Source organism: Streptomyces sp. NBC_01294 (assembly GCF_035917235.1).
GTDB classification, from domain to species: domain Bacteria; phylum Actinomycetota; class Actinomycetes; order Streptomycetales; family Streptomycetaceae; genus Streptomyces; species Streptomyces caledonius.
In genome coordinates, this window is sequence record NZ_CP108423.1 from 2,332,857 (window position 1) to 2,347,387 (window position 14,531).

The window sequence follows — 14,531 nt, forward strand, 5'->3', positions numbered from 1 at the left end:
CCCGGTCAGCCGGTGCCGACGAACGCCGCCAGCAGCAGCCACACCACCGGAGCGGTCGGCAGCAGGGAGTCGAGCCGGTCCATGATGCCGCCGTGGCCCGGCAGCAGCGTGCCCATGTCCTTGATGCCCAGGTCCCGCTTGATCATCGACTCGCCCAGGTCGCCCAGGGTGGCGCTGACCGCGACCGCGAGGCCGAGCACCAGGCCCTGCCACCAGGAGCCGCCGTCGATCAGGAACTCCATGCACAGGGCGCCGGCCGCCATCGCGAAGGCCACCGCGCCGAACAGACCCTCGCGGGTCTTGCCGGGGCTGATGCGCGGCGCGAGCTTGGTCTTCCCGAAGCGCCAGCCGACCGCGTAGGCCCCGGTGTCGCTGACCACCGTGAGGAGCAGGAAGGTGATCACGCGCTGGGGGCCGTCGTCGGCGGTGAGCAGCATCGCGACGAAGGTGGCGAGGAAGGGCACGTAGAACGCCGCGAAGGCGCCCGCCGTGACGTCCTTGAGGTAGTCCTCGGGCGGTTCGGTCATCCGCCAGACCAGGACCGCCAGCACGGTCAGGGCCATGGCGACCCAGGCCCCCTCGGCCCCCCGGACGTATCCGGCGATGACCATGGCCGCGCCGCCGACCGCGAGCGGGACCAGCGGGGCCTTGATGCCCTTCTTCTCCTGGAGCCGGGAGGTGAGCTCCCACAGGCCGACGACGACCGCCACGACGATGACGCCGACGAAGACCGCCTTGACGATCAGCAGCGAGGCGAAGATCACCGCGCCGAGACCGACGCCCACCCCTATGGCGGCGCGCAGGTCCCGTCCCGCGCGCTTCTTCGGCGGCGGTGGGGAGGCGTCCTGCGGCTGCTGGGCGTGTGGAGGCGGGGGGCTGGGCATGGGCTCCTGCGACGGCGTATCGGCGCGGAAGAGAGGGCCGCCGTCCGATGCGGCCCCCCGATCGCGTGCTTCCCGGTCGTCGAAGTCACGGCCGGCGGCATCGGGCACGATGGGCATGGGCCGAGTGTGCGGGCCCACCTGCGCATCGTATGCGGGACCCGCCGGAACCGGCTCCGGCTGCCAGGAAGAGTCGTTCATCAGACTTCGAGGAGCTCGGCTTCCTTGTGCTTCAGGAGCTCGTCCACCTGCGCGACGTACTTCGCGGTGGTGTCGTCGAGCTCCTTCTCGGCGCGGCGCACCTCGTCCTCGCCGGCCTCCTTGTCCTTGACGAGCTTGTCCAGGGCGTCCTTGGCCTTGCGGCGGACGGCGCGGATGGAGACCTTGGAGTCCTCGGCCTTGGTGCGCGCGACCTTGATGTACTCCTTGCGGCGGTCCTGCGTCAGCTCGGGGAAGGTCACCCGGATGATGCTGCCGTCGTTGCTCGGGTTGACACCGAGGTCGGAGTCGCGGATGGCCTGCTCGATGTTGCGCAGGGCGCTCTTGTCGAACGGGGTCACGATCGCCATGCGCGGCTCGGGCACCGAGAAGGAGGCGAGCTGGTTGATGGGCGTGATGGCGCCGTAGTAGTCCGCCACGATCTTGTTGAACATCGCCGGGTGCGCACGGCCGGTGCGAATCGCGGCGAAGTCTTCCTTGGCGACGACGACGGCCTTTTCCATCTTCTCCTCGGCCTCGAGGAGGATCTCTTCGGTCACCACGTGCTCCTGCATGTCTTGAATGGATGGTTCAGGCGGGCGGGCCGGGCGGGCCGGTCCGGGCTCGGTCCGGCAGCGGACTGCTCAGGCCCGGGTTTCCTGGTCGCTGACGAGCGTCCCGATCTTCTCACCCTTGACGGCGCGGGCGATATTGCCCTCGGCCAGCAGCTCGAACACGAGGATCGGCAGCTTGTTGTCACGGCAGAGCGTGATCGCGGTGGCGTCGGCGACCTTGAGGTCGCGGGAGAGGACCTCGCTGTACTCCAGCGCGTCGAACTTCACCGCGTCCGGGTTCTTCTTCGGGTCGGAGTCGTAGACCCCGTCGACCCCGTTCTTGCCCATGAGCAGGGCCTCGGCGTCGATCTCCAGGGCACGCTGGGCGGCCGTGGTGTCGGTGGAGAAGTAGGGCATGCCCATGCCGGCGCCGAAGATGACGACACGGCCCTTCTCCAGGTGCCGTACGGCACGCAGCGGGATGTACGGCTCCGCGACCTGGCCCATGGTGATGGCGGTCTGCACGCGGGAGTCGATGCCCTCCTTCTCCAGGAAGTCCTGGAGGGCGAGGCAGTTCATGACCGTGCCGAGCATGCCCATGTAGTCGGACCGGGCCCGGTCCATGCCGCGCTGCTGGAGTTCGGCGCCGCGGAAGAAGTTGCCGCCGCCGATCACGACGGCGATCTCCGCGCCGTCGCGGACCACCGCGGCGATCTCGCGCGCGATGGCGTGGACGACGTCGGGGTCGACGCCCAGTCCTCCGCCACCGGAGAAGGCCTCGCCCGACAGCTTCAGCATGAAGCGGCGGCCCTTCTGGTTCTGGTCGCTCTTGTCGTCGGATGCGGTGTGGGGGTCCACGCCCTGATTCATGGAGATCTCCTCGTGCACATACGAAGAAGGCCATTGCCGGTGGGTCCTTGCGGTTCCCTCTACGGCAATGGCCTCCTCGTCAGATCTGCGGTCGTCCTGCGCAAGCACGGACGACTGCTTCAGACCCTACCGGGGTCCGGTGTCCGTCGCGTACGGACGGACTCAGATGCCGACCTTGATGCGCGAGAAGCGCTTCAGGGTGACACCGGCCTCGTCCAGAACCTTCTGGACGGACTTCTTGTTGTCCAGCGCGTACGGCTGGCCGAGGAGGGTGGCCTCCTTGAAGAAACCGTTGACGCGACCCTCGACGATCTTCGCGATGGCGGCCTCGGGCTTGCCCTCCGCGCGGGTGACCTCTTCGGCAATGCGACGCTCGGACTCGACCTTCTCGGCCGGGACGTCGTCGGCGGACAGCCACTGCGGGGCGAACGCGGCGATGTGCTGCGCGACACCGCGGGCGACGTCGGCGTTCTCCTTGTCGAGCTCGACCAGGACACCGATCTGGAACGGCAGGTCGGGCATCGTGCGGTGCATGTAGGAGGTCACGTAACCGCCGGTGAACTGCGCGAAGCGGTCCAGGACGATCTTCTCACCGAGGTTGGCGTTGGCCTCGTCGACGAAAGCGGTGACGGTCTTGCCGGGCTCGATCTCGGACGCGAGCAGCGCCTCGATGTCGGCCGGGGAGGTGGCGGCCACGTGGGCGGCCAGCTGGTTGGCGACGGCCAGGAACTTCTCGCCCTTGGCGACGAAGTCGGTCTCGCACTTCAGCTCGACGATGACACCGGAGGTGTTGTCGTCGGCGATGAGGGTGACGACCGCACCGTTCTCGGCAGAGCGGCCCTCGCGCTTGGCGACGCCCTTCTGACCCTTGATGCGGAGCGCTTCCATGGCCTTGTCGACGTCACCGTCGGCGTCCACGAGCGCGTTCTTGCAGTCCAGCATGCCGGCGCCGGTGAGCTCGCGGAGCTTCTTGACGTCAGCGGCGGTGTAGTTCGCCATGAGTCTGTGATTCTCTCTCGAAGTCGTAGATCTACGGGTGAACGGCGGAGGCGCCGCGCTCGTGGCGCGGCTCCCCCGCCGTCATCGTCCGTGCTGTGAGTGCCCGGCGCGTGAACGCCGGGCGCTCTCAGTGGGTCAGGCCTGCTCGGCGTCGGCGGCCGGGGCCTCAGCCTCGGCGGCCGGGGCCTCGACGGTCTCGGCGGCGACGGCCTCGGCCGGAGCGGCCTCAGCGGCGTCGTCGGCCTTCTTGTCGCCCTCGAGCAGGTCGCGCTCCCACTCGGCGAGCGGCTCGGCGGCGGCCTTCTCGCCCGGCTTCGAGTCGCCGGTCGCAGCGCCGGAGCGGGCGATGAGGCCCTCGGCGACGGCGTCGGCGATCACGCGGGTGAGCAGGGTGACGGAACGGATCGCGTCGTCGTTACCCGGGATCTTGTAGTCGACCTCGTCGGGGTCGCAGTTGGTGTCGAGGATCGCGACGACCGGGATGTGGAGCTTGCGCGCCTCACCGACGGCGATGTGCTCCTTCTTGGTGTCGACGATCCAGACGGCGCTGGGGACCTTCGACATCTCGCGGATACCACCGAGGGTCTTCTCCAGCTTGGTCTTCTCGCGGGAGAGGACCAGGAGCTCCTTCTTGGTGAGACCCGAGGCGGCGACGTCCTCGAAGTCGATCGCCTCAAGCTCCTTCAGACGCTGAAGGCGCTTGTAGACGGTGGAGAAGTTGGTGAGCATGCCACCCAGCCACCGCTGGTTGACGTACGGCATACCAACGCGCGTCGCCTGCTCGGCGATGGCCTCCTGGGCCTGCTTCTTGGTACCGACGAACATGATGGAGCCACCGTGCGCGACGGTCTCCTTCACGAACTCGTAGGCGCGGTCGATGTACGACAGCGACTGCAGCAGGTCGATGATGTAGATGCCGTTGCGCTCCGTGAAGATGAAGCGCTTCATCTTCGGGTTCCAACGACGGGTCTGGTGACCGAAGTGGACGCCGCTTTCCAGCAGCTCCCGCATCGTGACGACGGCCATGGCCATCTCCTTGGTTTCTCGGTTTGGTTCCTGACGCCCCATCGCGCCCTGCCCCATGAGGGACCGAGAGACGCTGCCACCTGGCCGTTTCGGGCTGGTGGCGGGGCGTGCGAAGTCGACCCGGTGACCCGGATCGCCACAAGAAGTGTACGGGACCCGGCGGTATGCCGGGTGACGCCGTTGTCCACAGTGCCGGGACTGTCCACAGGCCCGGTCGCGGGGCGGTCGGTGCGCGGGACGCTGTGGCCCATGACGACCTTGCTGCTCAGCCTGCTCCTGGCCCTGGCCCAGGCGACCGTTCCCGGGATCCGCCCGCTGCCCGCGCCGCTGTCGGTGGCCCGCTGGTGGGACCCGCCCCCGACCCCGTACGCGGCCGGCCACCGCGGGGTGGACCTGTCGGCCCCGGTGGGCGCGGAGCTCAGGGCGGTCGCGTCCGGGCGGGTCCACCACGCCGGCCAGGTGGCGGGGCGCGGTGTCCTCTCGCTCGCCCTGCCGAGCGGGCTGCGCACGACCTACGAGCCGGTCCGCCCGCTGGTCACGGAGGGCGAGCAGGTCACGGCGGGCCAGGTGGTGGCGGTCCTGACGGAGGGCTCCCACTGCCCGGCGCCGTGCCTCCACTGGGGCCTCCTGGCGGGCGAGGTCTACCTGAACCCCCTCACCCTCCTCCCGCGCCCCACCCCCCGCCTCCTGCCGAACCCCGGCCCCGCCGGGGTTTGAGACGCGGGGTCCGGGGCGGAGCCCGGGGCGCTCAGCCCCGGACGCCCCGCAGCGCCATGGCGACGGCAGCCTCCGTCACCACATCGGGATCCTCCGCGGCCCCGAGCTCGATCCGCCGCACAGCCGCGTCCACAACCCCCTGCAAGAGCATCGCGGCCAGCCTCGGCTCCGCCTGCCCCAGCGAACTCAGCGCCTCGACGATCATCGCCACCAGCCCGCCGTGGGCCGCGCGGATCTTCTCGCGCGCGCCGGCGTCCAGCTCGCTCGCCGAGATCGCCACCACGGCCCGGTGCCGCCGGTCGCCCACCAGCCCCAACTGGCTCCGCACGTAGGCCTCGATCTTCGCCTCCGGCGACTCCGCCTGCTCCATCGCCGCCTCGATCTCGGCGGCCCACACGGGGAAGTCCACGGCGCACAGCTCTTCGACCACGGCGGCGCGGGAGCGGAAGTACTCGTACACGGAGGACCGGGCGAGGCCGGTCCGCTCCGCGAGGGCGGGGAAGGTCAGCGCCTCCGTCCCGCCTTCGGACAGCAGGGAACGCGCAGCGTCCAAGAGGGCGCCGCGCTGCATCGACCGGTGCTCGGCCACGGAGGCCGCTCGAATCCTGGGCACACGTCCACTGTACGGAGGTACCGCAACCTCACCGCCCCACATCCGCCAACTTCGCGCGCAGTTGCAGGACGGACTTGGTGTGGATCTGACTGACCCGGCTCTCGGTGACGCCCAGCACGTTGCCGATCTCCGCCAGCGTGAGGCCCTCGTAGTAGTAGAGGGTCACCACCGTCTTCTCCCGCTCGGGCAGCGTGTTGATGGCCCGAGCCAGCAAGCGCCGCAGTTCGCGGTCCTCCGCCACCTCCACCGGGTTGTCGGCGGCGGTGTCCTCCAGGGTGTCCATCAGCGAGAGGCGGTCGCCGCCCTCCCCGCCGACGTGCAGCAGCTCCTCCAGGGCGACCACGTTCGCCAGGGACAACTGGCTGAAGACGGTGTGGAGATCCTCCACACCGATCCCCATCTCCCCGGCGACCTCGCTCTCCGTGGGGGTGCGCCGCAGCTGGGCCTCCAGCGTGGCGTAGGCCCGCTCCACGGCCCGTGCCTTCTGCCGGACCGAGCGGGGGATCCAGTCCAGCGCCCGCAGCTCGTCGATCATCGCGCCGCGGATCCGGGTGATCGCGTACGTCTCGAACTTGATCGACCGGTCGATGTCGAACTTCTCGATGGCGTCGATCAGGCCGAAGACCCCGGAGGAGACGAAGTCGGCCTGCTCCACATTGGGCGGCAGGCCCACGCTGACGCGGCCGGCGACGTACTTCACCAGGGGCGAGTAGTGCAGGATCAGCTGCTCCCGCAGCCGTTCGTCACCGGAGTCCTTGTACGAGCGCCACAGCACCTCCAGGGACGAGGGCGCGGTGGACCGCACGCCGCCGCGGGCAGCGGGGGGCACCGCAGCGCGGTCAGACCCTGGGGTGTGCTGGGGCATGCTTCGCCTTTGCCGGAGCCGGATTCCTTGGGAGCGTAGCGTGACGGAAGTGTCGCGGTGCGCGAAGAGTACGGGATGGCGCGGGGGCACAAGGGCGTCCCGACTCGCGCGCACGACCCGGGACCGGCGCCTGGCGCACGGTCCCGACGACTGCCACCGGGAAGACCGCGTCTCTCATCGGTTTCACTCTTTCACCGGAACACCCCAGGTCAACGACCGCCTCGCCGGGTGGCATCGGTTTATGTGCCACCTCCAGCCGTTTGTCTGCTCAACTGCCAACCGTCGCCCTGCCGTTCGACGAACCCCAGAGAGTGAAGTTCGTACAGTCTGCCGATGACTTCATCGGCGCCGGTGCCGGAGGCAAGTGCCAACTCCGCCGCGTCCACCGGGCGCCCGGCCGGGAGTGCTTCGAGCACGCGCACGGTGTCCCGGTCCAGCAGGTCCCGGGCCAGCACCGGGCCGCGCCGCTCGGGAGCCAGCTCACCGATGGAACCGACCAGTTCCGCCACCTCCGCCGCGTCGGTGACGAGCACTCCCTCGCCCCGCAGCAGTTCGTGCACCCCGGCCGAGAGCCCGCTGGTGGCGGGTCCCGGGACGCCCATCGTGAACCGCCCGAGCTGCTGGGCCCGCCGGGCCGTGACCAGGGATCCGCTGCGGTGGGCGGCCTCCACGACGACCGTGCCCCGGGTGAGGGCGGCGATGACCCGGTTGCGCAGCACGAACCGGCTCGGCGTCGGATGGCTGCCGGGCGGCAGCTCCCCGAGGACCAGCCCCTGGCCGGCGATCCGGCCGAGCAGCCCGGCGTGTCCGCGCGGGTAGGCGACGTCCACTCCGCAGGCCAGCACCGCCGCGGTGGCGCCGCCCGCGGCGAGGGCCCCGCGGTGGGCGGCGCCGTCGATCCCGAACGCGGCGCCGGAGACGACGACCCAGCCCCGCTCGGCGAGCCCGGCGGCCAGGGTCTGGGCCATGTGCGCGCCGTACGGGGTGCAGGCCCGGGCGCCCACCAGGGCGACGGAACGCAGTGCCCAGGTCCTCAGGTTGGGCCGGCCCCGCAGCCACAGCCCGACGGGCCGTTCGTCGCCGAGGTCGTCGAGCTGGGTCGGCCACTCCGCCGATCCCGGACACACGAACCGGCCTCCCGACTCGGCGGCCAGCGCGAGGTCGCGCCGGGGGTCGGCCAGGGCCGCCCGTCTGCGGTAGCCCGCGAGCCGCTCCGGCCGCACCCCGCCCGGAGCGTGCGACGGGTCCTCGGGCGCGGTCAGCAGCCGTATCAGTCCCGCCGCGCCGTACTCCCGCAGCCACCGCCCGCCGTGCGCGTCCCCGGGCTCCAGCACCCGGGTCAGCGCGGCCCGCGCCAGCACGTCCGCTTCCTCCGGCCCGGTCATCTCCCGTCCCCCGTCTGCGGCATCGCCCCGCGGGCGATCCCGGTCCGCAGCTCCAGCGCCACGGCCACGTCCAGCGCCTCGGGCCGGTCCCGCCCGCGCAGGTCGGCCACGGTCCAGGCGACCCGCAGGACCCGGTCCAGCCCGCGGGCGGTGAGCAGTCCCCGTTCGAGATCGCGTTCGGCCTGCGCCAGTGCTCCCGGACCGGCCTGCCACCGGGTCCGCAATTCCTGCCCGGGCACTTCGGAGTTGAGCCGCCAGGGGGTGTCGGCGAGCCGGACGGCGGCGCGCTCCCTGGCCTCCCGCACCCGGTCGGCGACGGCCGCGGTGGACTCCCCCCGGCCACCCTGACCCAGCAGATCGGACCGGGTCACGGGCTCGACCTCCACCCTCAGGTCCACCCGGTCGAGCAGCGGCCCGGACAGTCGCGCCTGATAGCGCCGGATCACCGAGGGCGGGCATTCGCACCCCGCTCCGTGCAGGGTGTGTCTGCCGCACGGGCACGGGTTCGCGGCGAGCACCATCAGGAACCGGGCGGGCAGCCTGACCACTCCGGCGGCGCGGGCGATGACCACGTGTCCCGATTCGAGGGGCTGCCGCAGTGCGTCCAGCGCCCGGCTGTGGAACTCCGCGGCCTCGTCCAAGAAGAGAATTCCCCGGTGCGCCAGGGAGACCGCTCCCGGCCTGGGGATCCCGGTCCCGCCGCCCACGAGGGACTGCATCGTCGCCGAGTGGTGCGGTGCGCAGTAGGGCGGCCTGGAGACCAGCGGTTCACCGGGCGGGAGGATTCCCGCGACCGAGTGGACGGCTGTGACCTCCACGGAGTCCTGGCGGGTGAGCGGCGGCAGGATCCAGGGCAGCCGCTCGGCCAGCATCGTCTTGCCTGCTCCGGGCGGCCCGCTGAGGAAGAGGTGGTGCCCTCCGGCGGCCGCCACCTCCAGCGCGCGGCGCGCCGTGTGCTGCCCGGCCACGTCGGCGAGATCGGGGAAATCCGTACAGTCCCCGCCCCCCGGGCGGCCCGGGGCGAGGCCGGTGCCCAGTCCCGCGCCCGGGACGAGCAGTCCGGCCAGTATCGGGTCCGGGCGGCCCGGAGGGTCGGGGGCCTCCTCCTCGGGCACCACCCCGCCGGTCAGGACCGCGATGAGCTGGCGCAGGCTGCGCACGCCGAGCACCGAGACGTCCGGCACGAGCGCGGCCTCGGCGGCACACTGCTGCGGCACCACCACCTGCCGGTATCCGGCCTCGGCCGCGGCGAGGACCGCCGGGAGGATGCCGCGGACCGGACGCACCCGGCCGTCCAGCCCCAGCTCCCCGATGAGCACGAGATCGGCGATCGCGCCCGGATCGACCACCTCCGCGGCCCCGAGCACGGCAGCCGCGACAGCCAGGTCGAATCCGGCGCCCGATTTCGGGACGGAGGCCGGGCTGAGCCCGACCGTGAGCTTCTTCTGCGGCCAGGCCGCCCCCGAGTTGACCACGGCCGCACGCACCCGGTCCCGGCTCTCGACCAGGGTCTTGTCCGGCAGTCCCACCAGGGTGAAGGCCGCGACCCCGGGCTCCAGGTCGGCCTGCACCTCGACCACCACGCCGTCGACCCCGACGAGGGCCACCGAGCAGGCTCGCGCGAAGCCCATCAGGCCACCCCCCTGACGTGTTCCACCAGGGGCGCGCCGCGCCGGGGCAGCAGGACTCCGACGAGGTCGATGCGCACCCCGCCCGCGGGTGGCCCGCCGTGGTCGGCGAGCCAGCGCCCGGCGAGCCCGCGCAATCGCTCGGCCTTGGCGGGCCGCACGGCGGCCATCGGGTGCTCGAACGCACCCGCCCGGCGGGTCTTGACCTCGCACACGACGAGGGCGTCCCCGTCCCGCGCGACGATGTCGATCTCCCCGCTGCGGCACCGCCAGTTCCGCGCGATCACGGTCATGCCGGCCTCGGTCAGCCGCCGTGCCGCGAGATCCTCGCCGTACCGCCCCAATGCCTGCTGTGCCACGCCCTTCGCGTTCATCCGGCACCACCTCCGGCACCGACGATCCCGCGCGCCCGCCCACCTTGTGGATCTTGGTGGACAACCCGGCCGTTGTGGACAACCTCGTCACCCTTCCGGGTGAACGGTCAGCTCCCGGGCAGTTCGAGGTCGCTCTTGTTGAGCTCCTCGATGTTCACGTCCTTGAAGGTCAGCACGCGCACCTGCTTCACGAAGCGGGCCGGCCGGTACATGTCCCAGACCCAGGCGTCGGCCATCGAGACCTCGAAGAACACCTCCCCCTGGACCGAGTGCACCTGCATCTCGTAGTCGTTGGTGAGGTAGAAACGGCGTTCGGTCTCGATCACGTACTTGAACAGCCCGACGACGTCGCGGTACTCCCGATAGAGCTTCAGCTCCATCTCGGTCTCGTACTTCTCGAGGTCCTCGGCGCTCATGGCATGTTCCCCTTCAGCCGTGCGTCCCCCTATTGTGCGCCAGGCCCATGCGCCCCTTAACGATTTCCGGGGCCAGGACCACCGGCGCACCCGGAGGACCGTCGTCGAGCAGCGTACGGAGCAGCTCGGCGAGTCTGGTCGGGTACACCGTCTCACGGGCCGCGAGAAGTTCCTCGGAGGTCCACCACCTGGCTCCGCTGACGCTGCGCCGCTCCAGCTCGGTGAGCCCGGCCGGCTCGGTCTCCGTCTGGGTGGTCCGGGCCAGGAAGTACCACTCGTCCTGTTCCCAGCGCCGCCCGTCGAAGGGAAAGGAGCAGTAGCGGTGCCACAGCACCGGACCCAGCTCCACCTCGGTGATCCCCGTTTCCTCCGCCAGCTCGCGCAGTGCGGCCTGCTCCCGGGTCTCCGTCCCCTCCAGCCCGCCCCCCGGCGTGAACCACCAGTCGTCCGAGGGGTCCGCCGGCTCGAAGCCGTGCAGCAGCAGGATCCGGTCCGCCGGGTCCAGCAGGATCACCCGCGACACCTTCCGCCGGCCGGCCCCGGCCGGGTCAGCGGACACCGGCCCGCTCCTGCTTCCGCCCGCGCCCCAGGGCCCGTACGAGTGGCCCGTACGCGGCGCCCAGCACCACCAGGGCGGCTCCGGCCACCACCGCCGCCAGCTGGAGCCGCAGCGGGCCCGGCCGGGAGGTTCCGCCGGGCAGGTCGGCGTACGTCGCCGGCCGGTCCAGCATCGTCACGGAAGGCCAGGCCAGGGCGTCGACGCGGGCACTGACGGCCGACCGGGGCACCGTCCCCTGCCCGGCCTCCTGAAGGTGGGCCCGGGAGTCCAGCGAGGCGGCGCGCCGGTCGCCCAGCAGGAAGAGGTTCCCCTCGGGGACCGTCACCTCGAAGGGCGTGCCGGGGGAAGGGGCCTGTCCGGGCGGCATGGCCAGGCCCGTCTCCGGCCCGGTGGTGTCGGCGTACGGCTCGTCCAGGGGGGTGCCGTTCACCGTCAGCTCGCCGCCCGCGCCGCAGCACTTCACGGTGTCGCCGCCGATGCCGACGACCCGCTTGACCATGGGCAGGTCGCTCCACATGGAATCAGTGAAGATGACCACGTCGCCGCGGCGCACCTCACCGCCGTCGATGCGCTGCGCCAGCACCCGGTCCCCGGGCCGCACGGTCGGCATCATCGAGTCGGTCGGCACCGTGTAGGGCCGGTAGACGAACGCCCCCCACACGAAGCCTCCGAGGAAGAGCGCAAAACCGATGGCCACGGCGAGTCCCGACAGCACATTGCCGAGACCGCCGCGGCCGTCCTTGCCCCCGCGTATTGCTTGTGTTCCGCCCATGCCAGCGCCCCCACACTTCGGGATCGTCTACCTGGGCGGCACCCTACCGGGCGGTACGACCGGTGGTCAGCTTCCGCCGGCGCCACATGACGATCGGAACCGCGCCCGCGAACCCCAGCGCGGCCGGTCCCAGCCCGACCGGTGCCAGTCCGGAGGCCCCGAGGCCGATCGCGGTCGCCGCCGCCTGGTTGTTGATGCCCGGCTGGTCGAAGGTCTCAGGGATCGGCAGCGTGGACCAGCGGCTGATCGGCCACGCGACCACCACGGCACGCCCGACGACCTTGTCGACCGGCACGAAGCCCTGGGTGGAGTCCTGCATGTGCCAGCGGGAGTCCTGGGAGTTCTGCCGGTGGTCGCCCATCACCCAGATCTTGCCCTTGGGCACGGTGATCGGGCCGAAGGGGGCGTCGTCGCACGCCGTGTTGCCGGGGTAGATGTACGGCTCGTCGAGCTCCTTGCCGTTGACGACGACCGGTCCCCCCTTCTTGCACTCGACCGTGTCCCCGCCGATGGCGATGGTCCGCTTGATCAGGTCCTTCTCGGCGGGGTCCGGCATCAGGCCGATCTTGCTCAGGATCTGCTGAGCGAGGTTCGGCTCCGGGGTGGGCTCCCCCGAGAGCCAGTCCGCGGGGTCGTGGAAGACCACGACCTCACCGCGCTCCGGCTCGGATCCGAACCACGGGGTGAGCTTGTCCACCAGCACCCGGTCGCCGCGCTGCAGGGTGTTCTGCATCGAGTCGGACGGGATCGAGAACGCCTGGACCAGGAAGGTCTTGATCAGCAGGGCCAGCAGCAGGGCGATGCCGATGAGGATCGGGAGCTCCACCCAGAACGAGCGGTGCTTGCCGGCCTCGGCATCGTCGTCGGCGCCGTCCGCGCCCTCGACGGCATCGTCCGGCCACTCCCCGCCGTCGTCGGGCCCGGATCGTGCGCCTACCGCCACATCCCCCACATCCACTCCTCACTCGCGATCGCCGCCCGCGTCGAATCGGACACGGGCCCTCCCCTCCCTTAACGAGCGGGAGTTCCCTAAGGCTCGGGAGACCGAAGACACACTATGCGAACGGAGCGCCCCGACGGCGCCGTTGGCGGCCGCGTTGGCGGCCGCGTCCCTCGCGCCGTGCCTGATCGGGAACCATGCGGAAGGTCGCGGGCTGTTCCAGCCGGTCCCAGTGCCCGAACGGCCAGGCGATCACCACGGCCTCCCCCACGACCCCGTTCTCGTCGATGGTCCCCTGGAAGGCCTCGTCGAGGTGGAAGCGGGAGTCGGCGGAATTCGCCCGGTGGTCGCCCATCACGAAGAGCCGGCCCGCCGGGACCTCCACCTCGAAGGTGATGTCCGACGGGTTGTTGCCCGGGTTCACGTACGGCTCGTCGAGCGGCGAGCCGTTGACGGTGACCCGGCCCCTGCTGTCGCAGCACTTGACCGTGTCCCCGCCGACGCCGATGACCCGCTTGATCAGGTCCTGCTCGTCGGCCGAGGGCAGCAGGCCGATGAAGGTCAGCGCCTGCTTGATCTGCTTGACCACGACCGGGTCCGGGGCCGGGCGGGCCGCCTCGCCCTTGAGCCAGCCGCCGGGGTCCTTGAACACGACGACGTCGCCGCGCTCGATCTTGGAGCCGAACCACGGGGTCAGCTTGTCCACGAGGACCCGGTCGCCGATCCGGATGGTCTGCTCCATGGAGCCCGACGGGATGAAGAAGGCCTGTACGAGGAAGGTCTTGAGGAGCAGGGCAATGCACAGCGCCACCACCACCAGCAGGGGCAGCTCGCCCGCCCTGCGGGTGCGGCGGCGCCGCCGCACCCTGCGGGCCAGCCGGCGCCGTTCGGCCCGGCCGCCCTGCACCACGGGCTCCGGTTCCGGCTCCGGCTCCGGCTCGGGCTCGGGCTCCGGCTCACGTCCGCCCCGGGGCCGTCCCCGGCTACCCATGACCGCCGCCGACGGCACCCCAGCGCGAGACCGGCCAGCCGATCCAGTCGGCCCGCCCGATCACCTTCTCCACCGGCACCATCCCCCCGCCCGGTTCTCCCAGGTGGTCCCGCGAGTCCCGGGACTGCGAGCGGTGATCACCCATCACCCACAGGCTTCCCAGCGGAACGACGATCCGGAAGGGCACCTTCGAGGGCGCGTCGCCGGGATACAGGTACGGCTCGTCCAGCGGGACGCCGTTGACCGCGACCCGCCCGCCCGCGTCGCAGCACACCACGTCGTCACCGCCCACGCCCACCACCCGCTTCACGAAGTCGGTGTCGGACGGCTCGGCGAGCCCGAGCGCCGAGGCCGCGCCGTGCAGCAGGGCGCCGACCGGATTGCCGTCGGGGCGTTCCCGTACGAAGGAGCCCGTGCCGTCGAAGACCACCAGGTCCCCGCGGCCCGGCTGATCGCTGAAACGGTACGCCAGCTTGTTGACCAGCACCCGGTCCCCGACCTGGAGCGTCGGCTCCATGGAGCGGCTCGGGATCAGGAAGGGCTGGACCACGAAGTTGCTGAACAGCAGCAGGAAGACGGTGCAGATCACACCGAGCGCTCCGGCCCGGCGCCAGGTCAGCGGGCGGGGCCGACCGGTCGCGGGCCGCCCGGTCCGGGAGAACGCAAAACGCGGCCGCCCTTCCCCCTCGACGGGGGAAGAGTGGCCGCGCTGCGTGTGAGGTGCTTCGGTGTCCATCGGGAGC

At 71.4% G+C, this 14,531-nt stretch carries 17 protein-coding genes; 1 reads left to right on the forward strand and 16 read right to left on the reverse strand.

All coding sequences use genetic code 11. From position 1 onward, the window contains the following. Positions 1–5: 5 nt before the first annotated feature. The 5 genes from OG534_RS10220 to rpsB all read right to left on the reverse strand — a co-directional run bounded on the left by OG534_RS10220 (position 6) and on the right by rpsB (position 4,528). On the reverse strand, positions 6–1,082 hold the full coding sequence (locus OG534_RS10220) for a phosphatidate cytidylyltransferase (protein ID WP_326587779.1): 1,077 nt from the start codon (positions 1,080–1,082) through the stop codon (positions 6–8). Next, positions 1,082–1,639 carry a ribosome recycling factor gene (frr, locus tag OG534_RS10225; RefSeq protein WP_031144133.1) on the reverse strand — a complete coding sequence of 186 codons (558 nt, stop codon included), beginning with the start codon at positions 1,637–1,639 and terminating at the stop codon, positions 1,082–1,084. Before frr ends, OG534_RS10220 begins: the two co-directional genes overlap by 1 nt. An 84-nt stretch (positions 1,640–1,723) precedes the next feature. Further along, positions 1,724–2,503: a UMP kinase gene (gene pyrH / locus OG534_RS10230; protein ID WP_326587780.1), complete on the reverse strand. Its 780-nt coding sequence runs from the start codon at positions 2,501–2,503 to the stop codon at positions 1,724–1,726. A 162-nt stretch (positions 2,504–2,665) separates the two neighbouring features. Then, on the reverse strand, positions 2,666–3,502 hold the full coding sequence (gene tsf, locus OG534_RS10235; protein WP_326587781.1) for a translation elongation factor Ts: 837 nt from the start codon (positions 3,500–3,502) through the stop codon (positions 2,666–2,668). A 135-nt stretch (positions 3,503–3,637) separates the two neighbouring features. Continuing rightward, a complete protein-coding gene (gene rpsB / locus OG534_RS10240; RefSeq protein WP_326587782.1) occupies positions 3,638–4,528 on the reverse strand; it encodes a 30S ribosomal protein S2 in 891 nt (296 codons plus the stop codon). 249 nt (positions 4,529–4,777) lie between these two features. Between rpsB and OG534_RS10245 the strand changes: the two genes are divergently transcribed. Continuing rightward, positions 4,778–5,245 (forward strand): M23 family metallopeptidase, encoded by a 468-nt coding sequence (locus OG534_RS10245; protein ID WP_326587783.1) that lies wholly within the window; start codon positions 4,778–4,780, stop codon positions 5,243–5,245. A 31-nt stretch (positions 5,246–5,276) separates the two neighbouring features. Here the strand turns inward: OG534_RS10245 and OG534_RS10250 are convergent, their stop codons facing one another. From OG534_RS10250 to lepB (OG534_RS10300), 11 genes are all read right to left on the reverse strand, one after another. Continuing rightward, the gene (locus OG534_RS10250; RefSeq protein ID WP_326593544.1) at positions 5,277–5,834 is read right to left on the reverse strand and encodes a TetR/AcrR family transcriptional regulator; all 558 of its coding nucleotides are present in this window, start codon (positions 5,832–5,834) and stop codon (positions 5,277–5,279) included. Between the two features lie 52 nt (positions 5,835–5,886). Further along, positions 5,887–6,723, reverse strand: coding sequence for an RNA polymerase sigma factor WhiG (gene whiG, locus OG534_RS10255; protein WP_326587784.1), 837 nt, complete (start codon positions 6,721–6,723; stop codon positions 5,887–5,889). A 239-nt stretch (positions 6,724–6,962) separates the two neighbouring features. After that, positions 6,963–8,108 carry a DNA-processing protein DprA gene (gene dprA, locus OG534_RS10260; RefSeq protein ID WP_326587785.1) on the reverse strand — a complete coding sequence of 382 codons (1,146 nt, stop codon included), beginning with the start codon at positions 8,106–8,108 and terminating at the stop codon, positions 6,963–6,965. Next, positions 8,105–9,739 (reverse strand): YifB family Mg chelatase-like AAA ATPase, encoded by a 1,635-nt coding sequence (locus OG534_RS10265; RefSeq protein WP_326587786.1) that lies wholly within the window; start codon positions 9,737–9,739, stop codon positions 8,105–8,107. Before OG534_RS10265 ends, dprA begins: the two co-directional genes overlap by 4 nt. Then, positions 9,739–10,110: a YraN family protein gene (locus OG534_RS10270; protein WP_326587787.1), complete on the reverse strand. Its 372-nt coding sequence runs from the start codon at positions 10,108–10,110 to the stop codon at positions 9,739–9,741. Before OG534_RS10270 ends, OG534_RS10265 begins: the two co-directional genes overlap by 1 nt. Before the next feature lie 107 nt (positions 10,111–10,217). Next, positions 10,218–10,526 (reverse strand): DUF2469 domain-containing protein, encoded by a 309-nt coding sequence (locus tag OG534_RS10275; protein ID WP_005311352.1) that lies wholly within the window; start codon positions 10,524–10,526, stop codon positions 10,218–10,220. A gap of 13 nt (positions 10,527–10,539) precedes the next feature. After that, positions 10,540–11,085, reverse strand: a complete 546-nt coding sequence (locus OG534_RS10280) for an NUDIX hydrolase (protein WP_326587788.1) — start codon at positions 11,083–11,085, stop codon at positions 10,540–10,542. After that, complete coding sequence (lepB, locus tag OG534_RS10285) at positions 11,075–11,857, reverse strand: signal peptidase I (protein ID WP_326587789.1); 783 nt, start codon at positions 11,855–11,857, stop codon at positions 11,075–11,077. Before lepB (OG534_RS10285) ends, OG534_RS10280 begins: the two co-directional genes overlap by 11 nt. 43 nt (positions 11,858–11,900) lie before the next feature. Next, on the reverse strand, positions 11,901–12,800 hold the full coding sequence (gene lepB, locus OG534_RS10290) for a signal peptidase I (protein ID WP_326587790.1): 900 nt from the start codon (positions 12,798–12,800) through the stop codon (positions 11,901–11,903). Positions 12,801–12,912: 112 nt separating this feature from the next. Next, a complete protein-coding gene (gene lepB / locus OG534_RS10295; RefSeq protein WP_442807054.1) occupies positions 12,913–13,788 on the reverse strand; it encodes a signal peptidase I in 876 nt (291 codons plus the stop codon). Then, positions 13,781–14,524: a signal peptidase I gene (lepB, locus tag OG534_RS10300; RefSeq protein ID WP_326587791.1), complete on the reverse strand. Its 744-nt coding sequence runs from the start codon at positions 14,522–14,524 to the stop codon at positions 13,781–13,783. The genes lepB (OG534_RS10295) and lepB (OG534_RS10300) overlap by 8 nt, the downstream gene beginning before the upstream one ends. Between the last annotated feature and the right edge of the window lie 7 nt (positions 14,525–14,531).

Excerpts from the sequence above, each read along its gene's own strand:
- lepB (WP_326587789.1), bottom strand. The coding sequence starts at position 11,857 with ATGGGCGGAACACAAGCAATACGCGGGGGCAAGGACGGCCGCGGCGGT.
- tsf (WP_326587781.1), bottom strand. The coding sequence starts at position 3,502 with ATGGCGAACTACACCGCCGCTGACGTCAAGAAGCTCCGCGAGCTCACC.
- OG534_RS10265 (WP_326587786.1), bottom strand. The coding sequence starts at position 9,739 with ATGGGCTTCGCGCGAGCCTGCTCGGTGGCCCTCGTCGGGGTCGACGGC.
- OG534_RS10275 (WP_005311352.1), bottom strand. The coding sequence starts at position 10,526 with ATGAGCGCCGAGGACCTCGAGAAGTACGAGACCGAGATGGAGCTGAAG.
- OG534_RS10270 (WP_326587787.1), bottom strand. The coding sequence starts at position 10,110 with ATGAACGCGAAGGGCGTGGCACAGCAGGCATTGGGGCGGTACGGCGAG.
- lepB (WP_326587791.1), bottom strand. The coding sequence starts at position 14,524 with ATGGACACCGAAGCACCTCACACGCAGCGCGGCCACTCTTCCCCCGTC.
- OG534_RS10220 (WP_326587779.1), bottom strand. The coding sequence starts at position 1,082 with ATGAACGACTCTTCCTGGCAGCCGGAGCCGGTTCCGGCGGGTCCCGCA.
- OG534_RS10245 (WP_326587783.1), top strand. The coding sequence starts at position 4,778 with ATGACGACCTTGCTGCTCAGCCTGCTCCTGGCCCTGGCCCAGGCGACC.
- lepB (WP_442807054.1), bottom strand. The coding sequence starts at position 13,788 with ATGGGTAGCCGGGGACGGCCCCGGGGCGGACGTGAGCCGGAGCCCGAG.
- pyrH (WP_326587780.1), bottom strand. The coding sequence starts at position 2,503 with ATGAATCAGGGCGTGGACCCCCACACCGCATCCGACGACAAGAGCGAC.
- whiG (WP_326587784.1), bottom strand. The coding sequence starts at position 6,723 with ATGCCCCAGCACACCCCAGGGTCTGACCGCGCTGCGGTGCCCCCCGCT.
- rpsB (WP_326587782.1), bottom strand. The coding sequence starts at position 4,528 with ATGGCCGTCGTCACGATGCGGGAGCTGCTGGAAAGCGGCGTCCACTTC.
- dprA (WP_326587785.1), bottom strand. The coding sequence starts at position 8,108 with ATGACCGGGCCGGAGGAAGCGGACGTGCTGGCGCGGGCCGCGCTGACC.